This is a genomic window from Microbacterium sp. S1037, assembly GCF_048381605.1.
Lineage (GTDB): Bacteria > Actinomycetota > Actinomycetes > Actinomycetales > Microbacteriaceae > Microbacterium > Microbacterium testaceum_B.
Genome location: NZ_JBLWIG010000001.1, coordinates 2,139,013 through 2,156,135, shown reverse-complemented (window position 1 = coordinate 2,156,135; position 17,123 = coordinate 2,139,013). Strand labels below are relative to the sequence as shown.

At 70.0% G+C, this 17,123-nt stretch carries 17 protein-coding genes and 1 tRNA gene; 8 read left to right on the top strand and 10 right to left on the bottom strand.

The features are described from left to right. The first annotated feature begins 163 nt into the window (after window positions 1-163). From ACMW4R_RS09775 to ACMW4R_RS09765, 3 genes are read left to right on the top strand one after another with little or no spacing between them, the layout of a single operon-like run. Window positions 164-1,885, top strand: a complete 1,722-nt coding sequence (locus ACMW4R_RS09775) for a 2-isopropylmalate synthase (RefSeq protein WP_418299781.1) — start codon at window positions 164-166, stop codon at window positions 1,883-1,885. Then, window positions 1,885-2,232 (top strand): hypothetical protein, encoded by a 348-nt coding sequence (locus ACMW4R_RS09770; protein WP_058627013.1) that lies wholly within the window; start codon window positions 1,885-1,887, stop codon window positions 2,230-2,232. Before ACMW4R_RS09775 ends, ACMW4R_RS09770 begins: the two co-directional genes overlap by 1 nt. A 51-nt stretch (window positions 2,233-2,283) precedes the next feature. Continuing rightward, window positions 2,284-5,004 (top strand): hypothetical protein, encoded by a 2,721-nt coding sequence (locus ACMW4R_RS09765; protein ID WP_418299780.1) that lies wholly within the window; start codon window positions 2,284-2,286, stop codon window positions 5,002-5,004. Between the two features lie 20 nt (window positions 5,005-5,024). Here ACMW4R_RS09765 and ACMW4R_RS09760 read toward each other — a convergent pair whose 3' ends face one another. Next, window positions 5,025-5,492, bottom strand: a complete 468-nt coding sequence (locus ACMW4R_RS09760; protein ID WP_418299779.1) for a MarR family winged helix-turn-helix transcriptional regulator — start codon at window positions 5,490-5,492, stop codon at window positions 5,025-5,027. 192 nt (window positions 5,493-5,684) lie between these two features. Between ACMW4R_RS09760 and ACMW4R_RS09755 the strand changes: the two genes are divergently transcribed. Continuing rightward, window positions 5,685-6,299: a hypothetical protein gene (locus ACMW4R_RS09755; protein WP_058614554.1), complete on the top strand. Its 615-nt coding sequence runs from the start codon at window positions 5,685-5,687 to the stop codon at window positions 6,297-6,299. A 127-nt stretch (window positions 6,300-6,426) separates the two neighbouring features. Then, window positions 6,427-7,353 carry a signal peptidase I gene (locus ACMW4R_RS09750; protein WP_418299778.1) on the top strand — a complete coding sequence of 309 codons (927 nt, stop codon included), beginning with the start codon at window positions 6,427-6,429 and terminating at the stop codon, window positions 7,351-7,353. An 84-nt stretch (window positions 7,354-7,437) separates the two neighbouring features. Here ACMW4R_RS09750 and ACMW4R_RS09745 read toward each other — a convergent pair whose 3' ends face one another. Together ACMW4R_RS09745 and ACMW4R_RS09740 are read right to left on the bottom strand one after the other, a co-directional pair. Beyond that, on the bottom strand, window positions 7,438-8,148 hold the full coding sequence (locus ACMW4R_RS09745) for a MerR family transcriptional regulator (RefSeq protein WP_193751269.1): 711 nt from the start codon (window positions 8,146-8,148) through the stop codon (window positions 7,438-7,440). Continuing rightward, complete coding sequence (locus ACMW4R_RS09740; RefSeq protein WP_081318435.1) at window positions 8,145-9,050, bottom strand: CPBP family intramembrane glutamic endopeptidase; 906 nt, start codon at window positions 9,048-9,050, stop codon at window positions 8,145-8,147. Before ACMW4R_RS09740 ends, ACMW4R_RS09745 begins: the two co-directional genes overlap by 4 nt. 47 nt (window positions 9,051-9,097) lie before the next feature. Between ACMW4R_RS09740 and ACMW4R_RS09735 the strand changes: the two genes are divergently transcribed. Further along, complete coding sequence (locus ACMW4R_RS09735; RefSeq protein ID WP_418299777.1) at window positions 9,098-10,033, top strand: hypothetical protein; 936 nt, start codon at window positions 9,098-9,100, stop codon at window positions 10,031-10,033. Between the two features lie 21 nt (window positions 10,034-10,054). On the opposite strand, the gene ACMW4R_RS09730 is transcribed toward ACMW4R_RS09735, so the two are convergent. After that, window positions 10,055-10,195: a chemotaxis protein CheY gene (locus ACMW4R_RS09730; protein ID WP_241490475.1), complete on the bottom strand. Its 141-nt coding sequence runs from the start codon at window positions 10,193-10,195 to the stop codon at window positions 10,055-10,057. A gap of 207 nt (window positions 10,196-10,402) precedes the next feature. After that, window positions 10,403-10,476: transfer RNA gene (locus tag ACMW4R_RS09725), tRNA-Pro, on the bottom strand. A 190-nt stretch (window positions 10,477-10,666) separates the two neighbouring features. Here ACMW4R_RS09725 and ACMW4R_RS09720 point away from each other — a divergent pair. Both ACMW4R_RS09720 and ACMW4R_RS09715 read left to right on the top strand, forming a co-directional pair. Then, window positions 10,667-11,245 (top strand): GNAT family N-acetyltransferase, encoded by a 579-nt coding sequence (locus ACMW4R_RS09720; RefSeq protein WP_058594870.1) that lies wholly within the window; start codon window positions 10,667-10,669, stop codon window positions 11,243-11,245. Between the two features lie 42 nt (window positions 11,246-11,287). Continuing rightward, complete coding sequence (locus ACMW4R_RS09715; protein ID WP_058594871.1) at window positions 11,288-11,671, top strand: RNA-binding S4 domain-containing protein; 384 nt, start codon at window positions 11,288-11,290, stop codon at window positions 11,669-11,671. 219 nt (window positions 11,672-11,890) lie between these two features. On the opposite strand, the gene ACMW4R_RS09710 is transcribed toward ACMW4R_RS09715, so the two are convergent. The 5 genes from ACMW4R_RS09710 to ACMW4R_RS09690 all read right to left on the bottom strand — a co-directional run bounded on the left by ACMW4R_RS09710 (window position 11,891) and on the right by ACMW4R_RS09690 (window position 17,087). Continuing rightward, window positions 11,891-12,793, bottom strand: coding sequence for an NUDIX domain-containing protein (locus ACMW4R_RS09710; protein WP_418299776.1), 903 nt, complete (start codon window positions 12,791-12,793; stop codon window positions 11,891-11,893). 298 nt (window positions 12,794-13,091) lie between these two features. Next, entirely contained in the window at window positions 13,092-13,535 is a 444-nt protein-coding gene (locus tag ACMW4R_RS09705; protein WP_058594873.1) for a DUF805 domain-containing protein, read from the bottom strand. A gap of 175 nt (window positions 13,536-13,710) precedes the next feature. Next, window positions 13,711-15,234 (bottom strand): ribosome biogenesis GTPase Der, encoded by a 1,524-nt coding sequence (gene der / locus ACMW4R_RS09700; protein WP_058594874.1) that lies wholly within the window; start codon window positions 15,232-15,234, stop codon window positions 13,711-13,713. After that, entirely contained in the window at window positions 15,224-15,961 is a 738-nt protein-coding gene (cmk, locus tag ACMW4R_RS09695; protein ID WP_418299775.1) for a (d)CMP kinase, read from the bottom strand. The genes der and cmk overlap by 11 nt, the downstream gene beginning before the upstream one ends. Beyond that, on the bottom strand, window positions 15,954-17,087 hold the full coding sequence (locus ACMW4R_RS09690; protein WP_058628656.1) for a prephenate dehydrogenase: 1,134 nt from the start codon (window positions 17,085-17,087) through the stop codon (window positions 15,954-15,956). Before ACMW4R_RS09690 ends, cmk begins: the two co-directional genes overlap by 8 nt. Window positions 17,088-17,123 lie beyond the last annotated feature (36 nt).

Genomic DNA, 17,123 nt, shown 5'->3' with positions numbered 1-17,123 from the left:
GACTCCTCAACTTGTCTGAGGACTTATGCTAGCGTCTCCCCCATGTCCTTCCGCGGATTCCTCCTTCTTCGTCGCCACGACGGGGCCTGACCAGACCGGCTCCCCGTCGTGGAGCCGCACGCTGCGCCGGTCGCCCCCGCGACACCCCGAGGAACCGAGAAACATGACCACCTGGAACAGGCAGCGCCCCTCGCGCATGCCCTCTCACCGCTACACCGACGTCTTCTCGCGCGTCGACGTGCCCCTGGCCGACGCCGAACGGCGATGGCCGACGCGCCGCATCACCAAGGCACCGCTCTGGGTCCCCGTCGACCTGCGCGACGGCAACCAGGCGCTCGCCGAACCCATGGACCCCGAGCGCAAGCGCCTCTTCTTCGATCTCATGGTCCGGATGGGCTACACCGAGATCGAGGTGGGCTACCCCTCCGCCTCGCAGACCGACTTCGACTTCGTCCGACTCATCGCCGAGAGCGACATCGCCCCTAACGACGTCACGATCGTCGTCTTCACCCCGGCGCGCCGCGACCTCATCGAACGCACGGTCGCCTCGATCAGCGGCATCCGGAACGACGTCGTCATTCACCTGTACACCGCGACGGCTCCGACCTGGCGCGAGATCGTGCTCGGCAAGGACCGCGACGAGCTGCGCGAGCTCATCCTCGCCGGGGGCCGCGACGTCTGGGAGCTCGCGGGGCACCTCCCGAACGTGCGGTTCGAGTTCTCGCCCGAGGTGTTCAACCTGACCGAGCCCGACTACGTCCTCGAGATCTGCGACGCGATGACGGAGCTGTGGGATGCCACGCCCGAGCGTCCCGTCATCCTGAATCTGCCGGCCACGGTCGAGATCGCCACCCCGAACGTGTACGCCGACCAGATCGAGTACATGCACACCCACCTCGCCCGTCGGGATGCCGTGATCCTCTCCGTGCATCCGCACAACGACCGCGGCACGGGCGTCGCGTGCGCCGAACTGGCCGTGCTCGCCGGCGCACAGCGGGTGGAGGGCTGCATCTTCGGCAACGGCGAGCGCACCGGCAACGTCGACCTCGCGACCCTCGCGCTGAACCTGCACGCGCAGGGCGTGGATCCGATGATCGACTTCTCCGACATCGACGGAATCCGCCGGGTCGTGGAGCACTGCAACAGACTCGAGCTCTCGCCCCGGCATCCGTATGTCGGAGACCTCGTGCACACCGCCTTCAGCGGAACGCATCAGGATGCCATCCGCAAGGGCTTCGCCGAACACCGCGACCGGGCCCTCGCCGAGGGTCGCGACGAGCGCGAGATCGCGTGGCGCGTGCCCTACCTGCCGATCGACCCGGCGGACATCGGTCGCACCTACGACGCCGTGATCCGCGTCAACTCCCAGTCCGGCAAGGGCGGTATCGCGTACCTGCTCGAGACGGCGTACGGTCTGGAGCTCCCCCGCCGCCTGCAGATCGACCTGTCCCGCCAGGTGCAGCGGCACACCGACCGCACGGGCGACGAGGCCAGGGCCGACGACATCTGGGCGATCTTCGCCGAGGCGTACCTGTCCGGCCCCGACGACGCCGTGCGGGTGACGTCGCTGCGGGTCGATGCGGGCGCAGAGGTGGCGGTCGAGGTCGACGACATCGAGCATCGAGGCTCCTCCGAGACGGGGCCGGTCGACGCGCTCGTCGGCGCTCTGGACCGCGGCGGCATCGCGCTCGAGATCCTGTCGCTTCACCAGAGCTCGCTGCGGGCGGGAGCGGATGCCGAGGCCCTCACGCTTCTCGAGTACCGCGGCCCCGACGGCCCCGCGTGGGTCGCGGGGCGGAACGGCTCCGTGCTCACCGCCTCGGTGGACGCCGTGGTCCGCGCCGCGAACGCGGTGGCGGCGTCGCGGGAGGTGGTCGGATCGTGATGACCGTCGTCCACCTCTTCCACGACGACCCCGACTCGCTCCTGATCGGCAGCCGGCTCCCCCGCCGCATGGCCGAGACCGCGCGCCCCGACGATCCGCCCCTCGAGGTCTTCGTGTTCGGCGCCGCTCAGCGTCGCCTCGGGCGCACCGACACCGACCTCGACCGCCGCTTCAACGAGCAGATCGACGAACTGCTCGCCGCCGGAATCCCCGTGGGCGCGTGCATCACGCTCGCGCGGGCCGACGGCCTCGAAGACGCACTGCGCGCGCGCGGGCTGGGGCTCGTGATCGCGCGCGACGCCTTCCTGCGTTACTCGCGCGAGGGGGCCACGGTGATCGGCTTCTGAGCGGACGCGCCAACCCCGGTACCGGTTTGGAGCTCCGCATAGCATCGACATATGGGGGACAAAGGTCGACGCAAGAACGCCCTGTACCGCTCGAAATGGATGGTGCCCGTCGTCGCGGTCGCCCTCGCCGCGCTGTCAGCGGGGCTCGCCCAGGTCGCGCAGGCGCACATCCTCGCCCAGCCCGACAAGCCGATCACCTTCCTCGTCGAGGGTGATCTCCCGTACGGGATCACCCAGGAGACCGTGGATGCCGCGGCCCGGGGCCGCGCTCTGAGCTACGAGCCGTTCACGGTGCTGGTCGTCGAGCGCGAGCTCACGTGGGACGAGTACGAGAACGGCGAGCTCCCTCGCGGCGCCGACGTCATGGTGTCGGTGGGGATCGATCCCGACGATCCCGACCTCGTCCTGCCCGATGTCTCTCGCGCCTCGGTGGCGAAACGCCTCGAGGGAGATGACTGGAACCCGAACTACTCGGCGGCCGTCGACATCCGCGAGGCCTTCCTCAACAACCTGACGCAGGGCCAGGGCCCGGGCGCCGTCGTCGGCGCAGCACTCACGGCGGCGTCGCGGGCGTTCGACGGCGGCCCCCGGTCGCCGGTGCTCTGGGTCTCCCTCGCTGCACTTCCGCTGCTCGTCGGACTGTTCATGATGGTGCTCTGGGCGCGCTATCTCGCACGAGAGCGCAACCGGCGGCGCACCTTCTCGCGGGCGCGGCTCGAGCTCGCCCGCGTCGTCCTCGAACTCGACATCCTCGAGGCGCACGTCGACATCGCCGGCGCCGAACTCGATCGCGGTGCCGACGCTCGCGCCCGGAACGTCGCGAAGGACGTCAAGGAGAAGCTCCGCAAGGACTGGGCGGCGATCCGCAAGGAGAGCCTGAAGCTCGCCCACGAGGAGCAGGTCCTCACGCGCGAGCTGCTCGACCCGTGGACCCGCGTGCACGAGCGCGGCGCTCCCGAGACGCCGCTGGATCTCGCGGAGTTCGCGAAGCGCACGGCGGCTCTCCGCCGTCGCGCCGATGCACTCGTCGCTGCCTCGTCGCTGCGTGTCGGGCACGCCGCCGGCGGCACGATCCTCGGACGGATCGCCCTGACCTCCACACTCGCGGTCGACGATGTCCTCGCCCGCCCGGAGCTCCTCTCCGAGAAGGAGATCGAGAGCCTCGGCCGCCAGCGGCGCGACCTCCTCGCTCTCGTCCGCGAGGCCGACACGACGTTCGGCGACGACAACGGCCCCGAGGTCGTCGTGCGCCACATCGACCTGATGACCAGGTGGCGCGAAGCCGAACGCCGCCTCTCCGTCACGCTGGCGAGGATCGAGAACCGTCTCGAGAAGAAGATCCCGCGCGGCACGACCTCGCACATCGCCGCCGGGGCGCTGGATCGACGCCTCGAGGACCGGGCGCGCATCGCCACGGGAGGCGCAGCCGAGACGCTCGACGAGCTCCGCTCCTCTCTCGACCTGACCCCGCGCAAGGGCCTCCCGCCGGCGCATCACGCCGAACGGATCCTGCTCATCGCGGACGCTCTCGACGCCGCGAGAAGCGGCACCACTCCCCCGCGGAGATCGGGATCCGGCATCCGGGTCGACAAGCTCGCACCGGACTTCACCCCTCTCACGATCGCCGGGATCCCCCTGGTGGCCGCCCTCATCGCCGGCTTCGTGGCGATGTCCGCCATGGAACGCAGCGATGCCACCTACGGACGCGAGCTGACCGGCGACGTCCCCCTCGCCAGCCTGGAGGTCGTCGGCGACCCCACCCTCCTGCCGACCTACAACAACCCCGAGGATGCCGAACGCGAAGCCCCCAACATCGAGACGCTGTCGCTGGATTTCGTTCGGGATGCCATGGAGCGCACGGCACAGCGCAGCGACGACGACGCACTGCTTCCGGAGCGGATCGACCTGGTCGTTCCCCTGCTCCCGATCGACGACTACGTCACGGTTCGCTCGAACCCCGAGGTCGAGGGAGGCGTGAAGCTCGACTACTTCGAGGTGCTGGAGGCCTACGCGCGCATCAAGACGGAGGTCGAGGCCGCCGTGCCGGGAACGCTCGACCCGGCGACCGGCGACGTGCGAGCGGGACACGCGATCCTCCCCTTCTGGATCCGGGACGACGGCTCGTACGGCGTCGGCCTACCCCTGACGGGAACGCTCAGCACCGGGACGGAGAGCCGACTCGGAGCCTACGACTTCCTCGCGACGGAGCCCCGCTTCACGAACGAACCCGGCGAGGACTGGGCGAATCCCGCGGGGTGGGTCGTGGCATCCGAGATGATCAAACTCGGCCGCCAGTTGGAGTACAACGACCTCCGCGTCAGCTCCCTCTCCCCCGCGACGCTGTTCTGGGTCGTCGCGCTCGCGACGTGGACCGGCGTCCAGACGCTCGCGATGATCGTGTGGTCGCTCGCCCAGCTGCTCCTGCGCGGCGCCGGATCCCGCCGGACGCGCGCTCAGCTGCGCGAGCTGCGCGCCAAGCTCAACGCGCTCGCGATGGGCCTCGACCTGTCGAGACTGGATGCCGTCGCCGTCCTGGGCACGGCCGACGGTCACCGGGGACGAGCGGCCGAGGCGGATCAGCAGCTCTACGAGACGGTCCTGTTCACCGCCTGGCGCGAGGTGCAGGCCCTCGAGGCCCTGCCCCGCCGCGAGCAGCGGGGCCCGGAGTGGCGGCAGCGCGTCGACCGGATGAGTGCCGTGATCGATGCGCTCGCCGTGCGCGAGGCCGGGGTCGCGGAGCGGGCGCTGGTGCTCGTGCGCTCGTACAGCTGACGCGCCGACGAGCGGTGCGGTCAGTACGAGGCGGCTTCGCGCAGCCCCTCTTCGATCTGCTGCGTGGCGGTGAGGATCGCGTCCTGGTCGGGGTGGCCGAACAATCCCGACAGCGCTCGGCCGTACAAGCGGCGCAGCTGATCCACCACGGCACGACCCCCGTCTTCGAGCTGCAGAAGGGTGCTGCGACGATCCCGGGGGTTCGGTTCGCGTCGGACGAAGTGTCGCAACTCCAACCGTTCGATCACGGCGCTCGCGAGGCTACTGCCGGCCTGGAGGAAACGGGCGAGGTCCTTGGGCGTTCGTGGTGCGTCATCCATGCCGAGGAACTTCAGAGCCCGGAGATCGATCGGATTGAGTTCGTGCTCCAGCGCCAGACGCTGAAGGAGATGGGCGTTCTGCACCTGCATCCGGTACCACGCTGCGACGATCTCGTCCGGACTCGCGGAGGGGAGCGATTCCCTCGCGGGATTCTGCTCATACCCCATGGACCAAGAATAGTCCACACTCTGTCTCATATTTTGAGTAACTAGTTTGCCGTACTTATAGTCCAGCTAGGCACTTTTTGAAGTGCTCAGAGAGCAGTTCCCGGCAGCCTCGGCCGCCCGTGTTTGAAGAATCACCCCGCCTGCCGTACGTCCTTCATCCCACTCGCCCTCCCCGTTCAAGGAGTCTTCGTCATGCGAAAAATCCCCGCCACGCCCTCGCGCCGCCTCGGCAAGATCGCCACGATCGCCGTGATCCCCCTCTCGCTCATCGCCGCGGGAGCGCTGGTCTCCACCGCGTCGTACTCCGCCTTCTCGGCGACGACCTCGAACCCGTCGAACAACTGGTCGGCCGGTTCGGTCGGCCTCACCAACAGCTCGCCCAACAGCGCGGCGTTCGACGCGACGAACCTGAAGCCAGGGTCGACGGGCACCACCTGTGTCGCCGTCACCTCCACCGGCACCCTGCCGGCCGCGGTCAAGCTGTACGCGACGGATGCCTCCCAGAGCCAGGGGATCGGCGACTGGCTGAATCTGACGGTCACCCAGGGTACCGGCGGCGGCAACGGCAGCTGCAACGGCTTCTCGCCGATCTCCTCCGGCGCGTCCGTCTACGACAACACGCTCACCTCGTTCGTGAACGACGCCACGGACTACGGCAGCGGTGTGGGGAACTGGGCTCCCGCGGGCGGCGACTCCCCCGAGACACGCACGTTCCAGATCACGTACTCGGTCTCGGCGAACGCCCCCTCGTCGATCATGGGCGCCACCGCGAACGTCAACTTCACCTGGGAAGCGCAAAATCAGTGAGCTGAGGAGTCGCTCCAGAGACGGCGCGGGCGGGTCATCCGTCACGGATCCCGCCCGCCCGTTATGGGCTTGGCTCCGCTTCTGCGCTGTCATCGCCGCACGGGCCGCCCTCGCCGTCGTCTTCGGCATGACATTCTGGGCGGTCGCGCCGCTCGCGATCGGATGGCAGACGACCACGGTCATGACCGGCTCGATGGAACCGGTCATTCAGACCGGCGACCTCGTCGTCAGCCGCCCCATCGACCCCGCCGAACTGCGCCCCGGTCAGGTCGCCCTCGTCCACGATCCGGACCGCCCCGGGCGGCTCCGCCTCCACCGTCTGTACGCCGTCGAGGGCGCAGAACTCACGACGAAAGGCGACGCCAACCCCGAAGCCGACTCGTCGCCGGTGCTCCGCTCCGACGTTCTCGGCATCGGAGTCCTCCGCGTTCCCTGGATCGGCATCCCGATCCAGCAGGCTCGCGACGGTGACGCTGTCGCCCTCGCCTCGACGGTCCTGGGGCTCGTCGCCGTCATCGTGCTCGCTCTCGCTCGTCCGACCGCACGGAACGACGACGATCCCCCCGCGCCGCGCCCCGAGGTGCGCGACAGCGAACGGTCACCGGATGCCGGGACCCGCCGTGCCGGATCGCGGACGGTGGCCTTCATCGCGGCGTTCACGGTCGCCGCGGTCGCCGCAGTCTCGCCCGCGCACGCGGCCGCCTTCTCCGACCGCACCCAGACCCTGGGCTCCGTCCGCGCGGCGACAGCCGAAGCGCCGTCGGACCTCACATGTCAGAACAATCTGGACGGCTCGGTGACCATCGGCTGGGCCTACGACGCCGAGACGCCCGTCAACTTCGAGATCATCGTCGACGGCCGCGGCTCGATCGCCACCCTCGGCCCGGACGCCCGCTCCGTCCAACTCCGAGCGAACACCCCGTTCTCGTTCGGCAGAACCTCGGTGGTCCGCGTGCGCACCAACCTCACCCCGACGTGGGGCGCGACGAGCTCGGACTCGCGCAGCGTCACGACCATCACGATCCTGTGGGTCGGCGTGGCGCGGTGCGCCTGAGGCCGCGAGACCAGGACGCGCCACACCGGCTTCGAGCGTGCGGTCGTCGACCCGCATAGCTCGTCGCCTCGATCACCGCTCTCCTCAGTCCCGCAATCGCCTCACCGCGCGGCGTACCGTCTCGCGCTGGACGGGCGGAAGCTGGTCGTCGACGTAGACGTCGAACGATCGCGCGACATCCGGAGTGGGCCGTGAGGCCAAGAGCAGAGGCGTCACCTGGCGGAGCACGGATACGAGCGCGTCCACGACCGTGTCGAGGTGCTCGCGAGAGGCATCCTCGTCGAGGTCGAGAAGAGCGGCCGACACGTCCGCCAATCGCTCGATCTCATCCTGACGAAGCGCAGTGAGTCGTGATATCGACGCCGGGTCGAGGATCGACTCGAGGAGGAGAGCCGCGTCCCGCTCGATCTCCACCGACGGCGTCGGGAGCTCACGCCGCCCACCCACCACCGCGAGATACTCCCGCGCGAAGGCGGGGGTGTCGACGGGGGTGTCTCGCTGGCGCAGGGCGCGGATCGCTTCGCGACGTCGTCGGAGATGCTCGATCTGCCGGGCGTAGTCGTCATCCAACAAAGCGAGCTCGGCGTCGATGTCCATGAGGGGATCGATCCGCGAAAGCGGCATTCCCAGATCGGTGAGACGCCTGACCCGCAGAACCCGGATGAGATCGGATGCCGCGTAGCTGCGGTAGCCGTTCGCCGACCGAGGCGGCTCGGGGAGCACCCCGATCTGATGGTAGTGGCGCAATGTTCGTACCGAAACGCCCGCGAGTCGAGCGAGATCGCGGCTTCTCACGTCATCGCCTCCGTCCGCCGAGGTACCCGTGCCTGGAGCCACGGGGTGATCCTCCAGAGTACGAGAGTGAGGGTGACGACCAGGAGCACGGGCACGATGAGGATCGGGCCGGACGGGGTCGAAACGGATGCAAGCTCGCCCGCGAGAATGACCGGCACCAGCAGCAGCGTGTTGTTGACCGCGTGGATGAGCACAGGAACCTCCAATCCCCCGGTGCGCTCGGCGAGAACCGCGAAGCTGATCCCGATGACGATGTAATACGCAACGGCCCAGGGATCAGCCGATCCGTGAATCACGCCGAACTGGACGGCGGTGATCGTCGTCGCGACGAGGAATGCGACCACGGGGCGAACGAACCGCGCGCCGACGGCGCGGAAGATCAGCCCGCGAAACAGATACTCCTCCCCCGCCGACTGAAGGGGGATCGTCACGATGGCGACCAGACCGAGAAGAAGATGGGAAGCGCTCCACACGGGCTGTCCGGTGCCCAGTACCGGCTGGATGATCGCCGCGTACGCACCCCATACGGGCACGACCACCGCCGCGGCCCGTGCCATCACTGACCAGCGGAACCGCCCGGACACGGACGACAACGTGCCCCACGCCGCACCGTAAATGAGCTTCTGCAGCAGCATGCTGGCGGGGATCAGCAGAGCGAGCAGAAGGTTGCCGGCGACCCAGAACCCGATCGTGAATGTCGGTCGAGACGGGTCGAACGGCGCGACCCCGATCCACCTGTCCACCGCCATGCCGGCGGGAATGGCAAGTCCTCCCAGCACGACGAGCATGACCAGAAGACCCCCGACGACAGCGGCGATCGTCCGCCACGCCTGCGGCCTCGATCGGAGCCCCTGAAGGTATCCGGAGAATGGCGACGACGAACGGGAATGGTGTGCGGTCATGAGGGCACCTGTCTCTGCGAGGAATTCGTACCCCCTCAGGCAAAACGATGACGCCGCGTCGTAGTCAAGGCCGGGGGCCGAGACGAGGTCTGAGACAGTTCTGCGGGTCGGGGTGGAGCGGCGCGGGTGCGCCTCCGCGGAAGGCCGCCTCGTGGTCAGTCGGGCCCCTCGATCCCGCTGAGCTTCGTCCCGGTCAGGTCGTCCTCGTCAACGACCCGGACCACCCCGGTCGGCTCCGTCTCCACCGCCTCTTCGCCGTCGAGGGTGCCGAGCTGATCACCAAAGGCGACGCCAACCCCGAGGCCGACTCGTCGCCCGTGCTCCGATCCGACGTCCTCGGCATCGGAGCCCTCAGGGTCCCCTGGATCGGCATCCCCATCCAGCAGGCCCGCGACGGCGACGCCGTCGGTCTCGCCGCGACGGTCCTCGGTCTGGTCGCCGTGATCGCGATCGCGCTCAGTCCCCCGATCGCTCGAGGCGCGGGCGACCCCCCTGAGCCGCGCCCCGAGCCTCGCGAGAGCGCCCGGTCACAGGATGCCGAGACCCGCCGCAGCCGATCCCGCACGATGGCGTTCGTCGCGGCGTTCACGATTGCCGCCGTCGCCGCAGCCTCACCGGCTCGGGCGGCATCCTTCTCGGATCGCACGCAGACGCTCGGCTCCGTCCGCGCGGCGACGGCCGAAGCACCCTCGGATCTGACCTGTCGGAACAACCTCGACGGCTCCGTCACCATCGGGTGGACCTACAACGCCGAGACACCCGACAACTTCGAGATCCTCGTCGACGGCCGCGGCTCCATCGCCACCCTCGGCCCGGACGCCCGCTCCGTCCAGCTCCGAGCGAACACCCCGTTCTCGTTCGGCAGAACCTCGGTGGTCCGCGTGCGCACCAACCTCACCCCGACGTGGGGCGCGACGAGCTCGGACTCGCGCAGCGTCACGACCATCACGATCCTGTGGGTCGGCGTGGCGCGGTGCGGCTGAGCGCGGACCCGCGACCCTCGGTCACCCGCCGCGCAGCTGCTCCACGAGGTCTCGGTGAACCGGGTGAAGGAACAGCACCGCACCGCTCGGCCGAACCGCGTGGTGGAAGCTCTCCGGGGCGATGGCAGCCGTGAAGCGCACGTCGATGCTCGGCTGCTCCACGAGGAGCCTCCGTACTCGTTCCGAAACCCGCTCTGGCACCCGCCCCAAGTTAGCCGCGGCTTCGTTTCAGGCGCAATGTTCCCGCGCCCCGACCCTCAGACCATCGCCACGCCGACGCGCCGACGAAAAGCCTGTCCGGCCGGAAAGGCACGGAAACGACAAGAGGCCCGAACCCCCGCAATCCTGCGGAAGTTCGGGCCTCGACTGTCGGGATGACAGGATTTGAACCTGCGACCCCTTGACCCCCAGTCAAGTGCGCTACCAAGCTGCGCCACATCCCGTCGCCCGCGAGCGGGCAACTCCCCTATATTAGCCGCTCCGCGACCGTGCCGCGAACCGGCCGCAGCCCGGGCGTGTGCGCAGGGCCCGGTGATGCGAGAACGAACCACCTCGGACGCGCGCGCCAGCCGCGGGACCGGGCGACACGAACAATCCCTTGCCGGTGTCGGACCCCCTCGCTACCGTCGCCGCATGAGCATCGAGATCCTCCCCGCGACCGGTGACCGCTTCGACGACGCCGAGGTCGCCCTCGACAGCGGCGACGGCCCGGAATGCCAGTGCCAGTGGTGGCTCCTCCCCAACGGCCCGTGGAGAGAGGCATCCGTCGCCGAACGCACCGAGCTCTTCCGCGCCGAGTTCAGCGACGGCCGCCCGCCCGGACTCATCGCGTATGTCGACGGCGAACCCGCGGGTTGGGTGCGCGTAGGACCCCGCACCGCCCAACCGCGCCTCGCCCGCACGCGCGACGTCACCGCCTCCACCACCGAGCCGCTCGACGCCGACGACGTGTGGGCGGTCTCGTGCTTCGTCGTCCGCGAAGAACACCGCGGCAGGGGGCTCACCGGCCAGCTCCTGGATGCCGCCGTCGCCGCCGCCCGCGACGGCGGGGCGCGCGTCATCGAGGGGTACCCACTCGACCCCGCCGCCGCGAAGAGGTCGTCGAACCAGCTCTTCCGCGGCACCGTCTCGGTCTTCGAGGCCGCCGGCTTCGACGTCGTGGATCGCCCCAAACCCGACCGCGCCCTCGTCGCGCTCACCCTGCACGACTGACGGCCCGTCCTACGATGGAGGTTCGCCGACGAAAGACCTGACATGACGGATGCCACGACCACCGCGCGCGTCGACGCCTGGCTGTGGGCGGTTCGGGTCTACAAGACCCGCTCGGCGGCGACCACCGCGTGCCGCGCGGGGCACGTCCGCGTCAACGGCGAACGCGCCAAGGCCGCGCAGCCGGTCCGACCCGGCGACGAGTTGCGCGTCCGGATCCAGGGGTTCGACCGCATCCTCGTCGTCAAGAAGACGATCGCGAAGCGCGTCGGTGCCGCCCTCGTCGCCGAGGCGCTCGACGACCGCACTCCCCCGCCACCGCCGCGCGAGAGCATGCCGTTCGTCCCGGTTCGCGACCGCGGCGCGGGACGCCCGACCAAGCGCGACCGCCGCGACATCGAAAAGCTTCGCGGCCGCGACCTCGACTGAGATGCTCACCGCCCCGGAGTCACGCACCCGCCGGTGACGAGCGGAGGGCGAGGGATGAGCGGAGGACGAACCGCGCGAGATCATCCTCCGCCGGTCCCCTGTCCTCCGCTGGTCACGCCCGGACGCCCCGACGCCCCGAGCTCCCGAACTCCCGAACGAAGGCACCGGGGCCGAGGACCACAGGGCCAGCCCGAGAACCCCAAGAGACCCGTGGGTCCGTCAGCCCAACTGATCCAGCAACCACCGCGTCCCACGCACCGATGCCCCCAGAGCCTCCACGCGTTCCGTCAGCCCGCGGTCGCTCGTCACCACGATCACCGGGTCCCACGATCCGACGAGCTTCGACGTCACGCGCACGATCTCGTCATCGCCCGACCCGCTGGCCCGCCACACCGCGACCAGATCGTGGTCGACGTCCGTCGCACGCGCCTCGCCCTCCAGCACCGCCGCAACGAACGGGAACCAGCGCGTGGCGGAAAGGCCGAGGGCCTCGGCATCCATTCCCTTCGACGCGAGTGCCGAGAGGCGGGTCAGCAGTCGCCCGGCCGCGCCGGCGCGGTCTTTCCACCAGCCGTCGGGTACCGAGCCCATGACATTCGCGACATCGACCACCACCGCGGGACGCACCGACAGCGCGGAGCGCAGGGCCGGCCACGCCGCGGCGAAGCCCGGGTGGAGGGGCCGAGACTCGACCTCGTCGACCGGCACCCACTCGAGCGCCACGCTCTCGGGGTCGCTGATCACGGGTTCGAAGGGCGAGGTGACGTCGGCGACGAGGGTCGTGTAGGTCCAGATACCGAGATCGAGGACGCTCTCGAAGCGCGCCTGCACGGCGTCCTCGGGCACGCCGGCCTCTTCGCCCGACTCGCGCAGGGCACCGTCGCGCGCCGACTCGTTCTCGTGACGCGCACCGCCCGGGAGCGCCCACGTGTCACCGAAGTGGCTCCACGACACGCGGTGCTGCAGCAGCACGCCCCGCTCGGCGTCGAGGGCGAGCAGACCGGCGGCCCCGAAACGCCCCCAGTACCTCTCCCCCGTCGGCGCGACGACCCACGCATCCCCGGGATCGCGGGGACCGTGCGGACGCCGCGGCTCACCGGCGGCAGGGGGCTCGATCGTCATCCCGTCCAGCCTGGCACACCTCGACGGACGCGGGTCGTCCCGATGACTCATGGCGCCGCAATCCCGTGCGGCGCCACCCCCGGGCCGTCACGCGGATCCGGATGCCGACACGCCGACCCCACGTCACCGGAAAACGGCGTGTCACCCACCGACTCCGCCTGACGGCCCACCCCGCACCGCCACCACAACGCCCCCGACTCCACCCGACGGCCCGCCCCGCACCACGGGCCCTACGGCACCCGAACGGCCGCGTGCCCCGACCCCCGCAATCGGGGCCGGGGCACGCGAAAGAAGGATGTCAGCGGTCGAAGCGCGCACCCTCGGGCTTCGAGCCCAGCAGCGTGAAGACGAAGAGGATGATCGGCCCGACGAGCGGCACGAAGTAGATGAACGCCCAGAAGCCGCTGCGGTTGGTGTCGTGCAGGCGGCGCACGAGAACCGCGATGTGCGGGACGATCGTGGCCAGGCCCCAGATCACCGACAGCACGACGAAGATCACACCGATCCCACCGGCGAGCTGAACCTCGCCGTACGGGCCCGTGGTGACCCCGCCCGTCACGGCCGCGAGCACGTTGAGCACGAGGACGACGAGGCCGTTCGCGAGGATCCACCACCAGTACTCGCTCCGGCTCGCACGGCCCGTGAACGTCGCGTACTTCTTGAAGATGCGGCGCACGGCCGCACCGAACGGCGCTCCGTAGTACGGCTGATCGAGTGCCGGTTCGGCCTGCAGATTGGTCATGGAGATCCCCCTTGTCAGCGGCCGACGTGCCGCACGCGGGCGGACCCTGTAGCCCACCGCTGATGCAGCGTATCCATTCCTGGGAGGTTTCTGTGAGGAAACGCGTGATTGTTTCGCGAACAACGACGAAACGCCCCGGCCACCACGACGGTGACCGGGGCGCTCTCGAGGCGACTCAGCGCTGGCGCTTCTCGCGGATACGCATGTTCAGAACGATCGGCGTGCCCTCGAAGCCGTAGATCTCGCGCAGGCGCCGCTGGATGAACCGGCGGTAGCCCGGGTCGAGGAACCCGGTCGTGAAGAGCACGAATGTCGGCGGACGCGTCGCCGCCTGCGTGCCGAACAGGATGCGGGGCTGCTTGCCACCGCGCAAGGGGTGCGGGTGCTCGGCGACGAGCTCCGACAGGAACGCGTTGAACTTGCCGGTGGGGATGCGGGTGTCCCACGACTCCAGCGCCGTCTCCAGCGCCGGCACGAGCTTGTCGAGGTGACGGCCGGTGCGGGCCGAGATGTTCACGCGCGGAGCCCACGCGACGTGCGCCAGGTCTTGCTCGATCTCGCGCTCGAGGTAGCGACGACGGTCCTGGTTCTCCATGTCGTCGTCGTTCAGACGGTCCCACTTGTTGAACGCCAGCACGAGCGCGCGCCCGGACTCGAGCACGAGGTCGATGATGTTGAGGTCTTGCACGCTGATCGGCTGCGACACGTCGAGCACGACGACGGCGACCTCGGACTTCTCCAGCGCCGTCGAGGTGCGCAGCGACGCGTAGAAGTCGGCGCCCTGCGACAGGTGCACACGGCGACGGATGCCGGCGGTGTCGACGAGCGTCCAGAGCTTGCCGCCGAGCTCGACGACTTCGTCCACGGGGTCACGCGTGGTGCCCGCGAGCTCGTTCACGACGACGCGTTCCTCGCCCGCGGCCTTGTTGAGCAGCGACGACTTGCCGACGTTGGGGCGACCGAGGATCGCGACGCGGCGCGGCCCGCCGATCTCGTACTTCGCGACGGCCGAGACGTCGGGAAGCACCTTCATGAGCTCGTCGAGCAGGTCGGCGACACCGCGACCGTGGATCGCCGACACGGGGTGCGGCTCGCCGAGACCCAGGTTCCACAGGGCCGTGGCCTCGGGCTCCTGGCGGGCGTCGTCGACTTTGTTGGCGATGAGGAAGACGGGCTTCTTGCTCTTGCGCAGCAGCTTCACGACGTGCTCGTCGGTCGAGGTCGCCCCCACCGTGGCGTCCACGACGAAGAGCACGACGTCGGCGAGGTCGATCGCGACCTCGGCCTGCGCGGCGACCGAACGGTCGATGCCCTTCGCGTCGGGCTCCCACCCGCCGGTGTCGACGAGCGAGAAGCGGCGGTCGAGCCACTCGGCCTTGTACGTGACGCGGTCGCGCGTGACCCCGGGGGTGTCCTCGACCACGGCCTCGCGGCGCCCGAGGATGCGGTTCACCAGCGCCGACTTGCCGACGTTGGGGCGACCGACGATCGCGACCACCGGCAGCGCCGGCAGGAACTCGATCGCTCCCTCGCCCGAGGCGAGACCGGCGAGGAGCGCCGCGTCGTCCTCGTCGAGGTCGAAGTCCTCGAGGCCCGCGCGCAGCGCCTCGGCCCGCTGTTCAGCGAGGACCTCGTCCAGCTCGGCCATCTTCTCGGCGAGCTGGTCGGGCCCGCCTTCGTACTCGTCTTCAACGCCCATCGCGGGCTCCCATCGTGGAGTCGACGACGCTCAGCACGGCATCGACGGTCTGTTCGAAATCGAGGTGGGTCGAGTCGACGACCTCGACACCTTCAGCGGCGGTGAGGAAGTCGACGACCGTGGAGTCGGCCGCGTCTCGCTTGTGCAGCGCGGCAGCGACGGCCGCGGCATCCTGTGTCGTGAGTTCTGCGCTGCGCCGCGCGGCGCGCACCTCGGGCGCCGCGGTCAGAAGGATCCGCACCGGCGCATCGGGGAAGACGACGGTCGTGATGTCACGTCCCTCGACCACGACGCCCGGAAGAGCAGCGGATGCCACGAGCCGACGGAACAGCTCGGTCACCGCGTGCCGCACGGGGGCGACGCGCGCGACCCCGCTCACGGCGTCGGTGACCCGGGGCTCGCGGATCGCGGCGGTCACGTCGACGGGGCCGACGCGCACCCAGCGGTCGGCCGTGTCGAGCGAGATCGCGTAGTCGAAATCGCCGAAGACTTCGAGCACCGCGGTGGCGTCGGAAGTGTCGACACCGTGCTCGAGAGCGTGCCACGCGAGGGCGCGGTAAGCAGCGCCGGTGTCGAGGAAGCCGTAGCCGAGGCGCGTGGCGGCAGCCTTCGACACGCTCGACTTTCCGCTGCCGGCGGGTCCGTCGATCGCGACGACGACGGGGGTTCCTGCCGACGAGCCCTCGACGGGGGCGCCGAAGGCGGGCTTGAGGAGGGGTTCAGTCATGGGTGGTGCTCGCAATCCGCCAACCGCGCTGCTGGAGCCCGTCGACCGCCCGGCGGACAGCGTCGGGGACGACGCTGATCTCCGCCAGACCGAACGGGGCTCCGGGCGAGTGCTCGAGGCGTAGGTCTTCGACGTTGACGTCGAGGTCGCCGAGTTCGCCGAAGAGGCGACCCAGCTGGCCGGAGGTGTCGTCGACCATGACGACGAAAGTATCGAAACGGCGGTTCTGACCGTGCTTGCCGGGCAGGCGCTCCACGCCCTCATTGCCGCGGCGGATGGTGTCGGCGATCGCGCGCCGCGCGCCGGGCACGTCGGGGTCGCGCAGCGCCTCGGCGACCTCGGACAGGTCGGCGGCGAGCTGGTCGAGCACCTCGACCACGGGCGCCGCGTTCGCGCCGAGGATCTGCACCCACAGTTCGGGAGCGGATGCCGCGATGCGCGTCGTGTCGCGCACGCCCTGGCCCGCGAGGCGCAGGGATCCGTCGGGGGCCTCGACGAAACGACCGGCGAGGAGGCTCGCGACCAGCTGGGGCACGTGCGACATGAGCGCGACGGACTCGTCGTGCTCCTCGGGCGTCATCTCGATGAGCGTCGCGCCGAGGTCGAGCGCGAGCCCCTCGACGAGCGACAGGTCATGGGCGGAGGTCTCGGCATCCCGGCACACGACCCACGGGCGGCCGATGAAGATGTCGGCGCGGGCCGAGATCGCTCCCCCGCGCTCGCGTCCGGCCATGGGGTGCGAGCCGATGTAATGCGTGAGGTCGACGCCGCGCTCGCGGAGGGTGCGCAGCGGCTCGAGCTTCACGCTCGCGACGTCGGTGACGACGGCATCCGGGAACGCCTCCAGCTCACGCTGCACGACATCGGCGATCACGTCGGGCGGCGTGGCGACCACGATCAGCGACGGCTGGTCGTCGGGGCGCTCGGCGCGGCCCGCGCCGTAGTCGATCGCGAGGCGCAGCTGCGAGGGAGAGGCGTCGACGAGCACGACGTCGACCCCGCGCGCGGTGAGCGCGTGGCCGATGCTCGCACCCAGCAGGCCCGAGCCGACGACGCGGACGGTGCCGCTCGTGCGGGTCGCCAAAGGACCGGCCGCGCGCGCGGACGTTCCGTTCGGTTCGCTCATCGGGTCTCCTGCCCTGGGCGGCGCCCCTCGCACCGC

What these genes read in the sequence shown, in the direction of transcription:
- ACMW4R_RS09775 (WP_418299781.1), top strand. Translation starts at nt 164, where the DNA reads ATGACCACCTGGAACAGGCAGCGCCCCTCGCGCATGCCCTCTCACCGC.
- ACMW4R_RS09770 (WP_058627013.1), top strand. Translation starts at nt 1,885, where the DNA reads ATGACCGTCGTCCACCTCTTCCACGACGACCCCGACTCGCTCCTGATC.
- ACMW4R_RS09765 (WP_418299780.1), top strand. Translation starts at nt 2,284, where the DNA reads ATGGGGGACAAAGGTCGACGCAAGAACGCCCTGTACCGCTCGAAATGG.
- ACMW4R_RS09760 (WP_418299779.1), bottom strand. Translation starts at nt 5,492, where the DNA reads ATGGGGTATGAGCAGAATCCCGCGAGGGAATCGCTCCCCTCCGCGAGT.
- ACMW4R_RS09755 (WP_058614554.1), top strand. Translation starts at nt 5,685, where the DNA reads ATGCGAAAAATCCCCGCCACGCCCTCGCGCCGCCTCGGCAAGATCGCC.
- ACMW4R_RS09750 (WP_418299778.1), top strand. Translation starts at nt 6,427, where the DNA reads ATGACATTCTGGGCGGTCGCGCCGCTCGCGATCGGATGGCAGACGACC.
- ACMW4R_RS09740 (WP_081318435.1), bottom strand. Translation starts at nt 9,050, where the DNA reads ATGACCGCACACCATTCCCGTTCGTCGTCGCCATTCTCCGGATACCTT.
- ACMW4R_RS09735 (WP_418299777.1), top strand. Translation starts at nt 9,098, where the DNA reads ATGACGCCGCGTCGTAGTCAAGGCCGGGGGCCGAGACGAGGTCTGAGA.
- ACMW4R_RS09720 (WP_058594870.1), top strand. Translation starts at nt 10,667, where the DNA reads ATGAGCATCGAGATCCTCCCCGCGACCGGTGACCGCTTCGACGACGCC.
- ACMW4R_RS09715 (WP_058594871.1), top strand. Translation starts at nt 11,288, where the DNA reads ATGACGGATGCCACGACCACCGCGCGCGTCGACGCCTGGCTGTGGGCG.
- ACMW4R_RS09710 (WP_418299776.1), bottom strand. Translation starts at nt 12,793, where the DNA reads ATGACGATCGAGCCCCCTGCCGCCGGTGAGCCGCGGCGTCCGCACGGT.
- ACMW4R_RS09705 (WP_058594873.1), bottom strand. Translation starts at nt 13,535, where the DNA reads ATGACCAATCTGCAGGCCGAACCGGCACTCGATCAGCCGTACTACGGA.
- der (WP_058594874.1), bottom strand. Translation starts at nt 15,234, where the DNA reads ATGGGCGTTGAAGACGAGTACGAAGGCGGGCCCGACCAGCTCGCCGAG.
- cmk (WP_418299775.1), bottom strand. Translation starts at nt 15,961, where the DNA reads ATGACTGAACCCCTCCTCAAGCCCGCCTTCGGCGCCCCCGTCGAGGGC.
- ACMW4R_RS09690 (WP_058628656.1), bottom strand. Translation starts at nt 17,087, where the DNA reads ATGAGCGAACCGAACGGAACGTCCGCGCGCGCGGCCGGTCCTTTGGCG.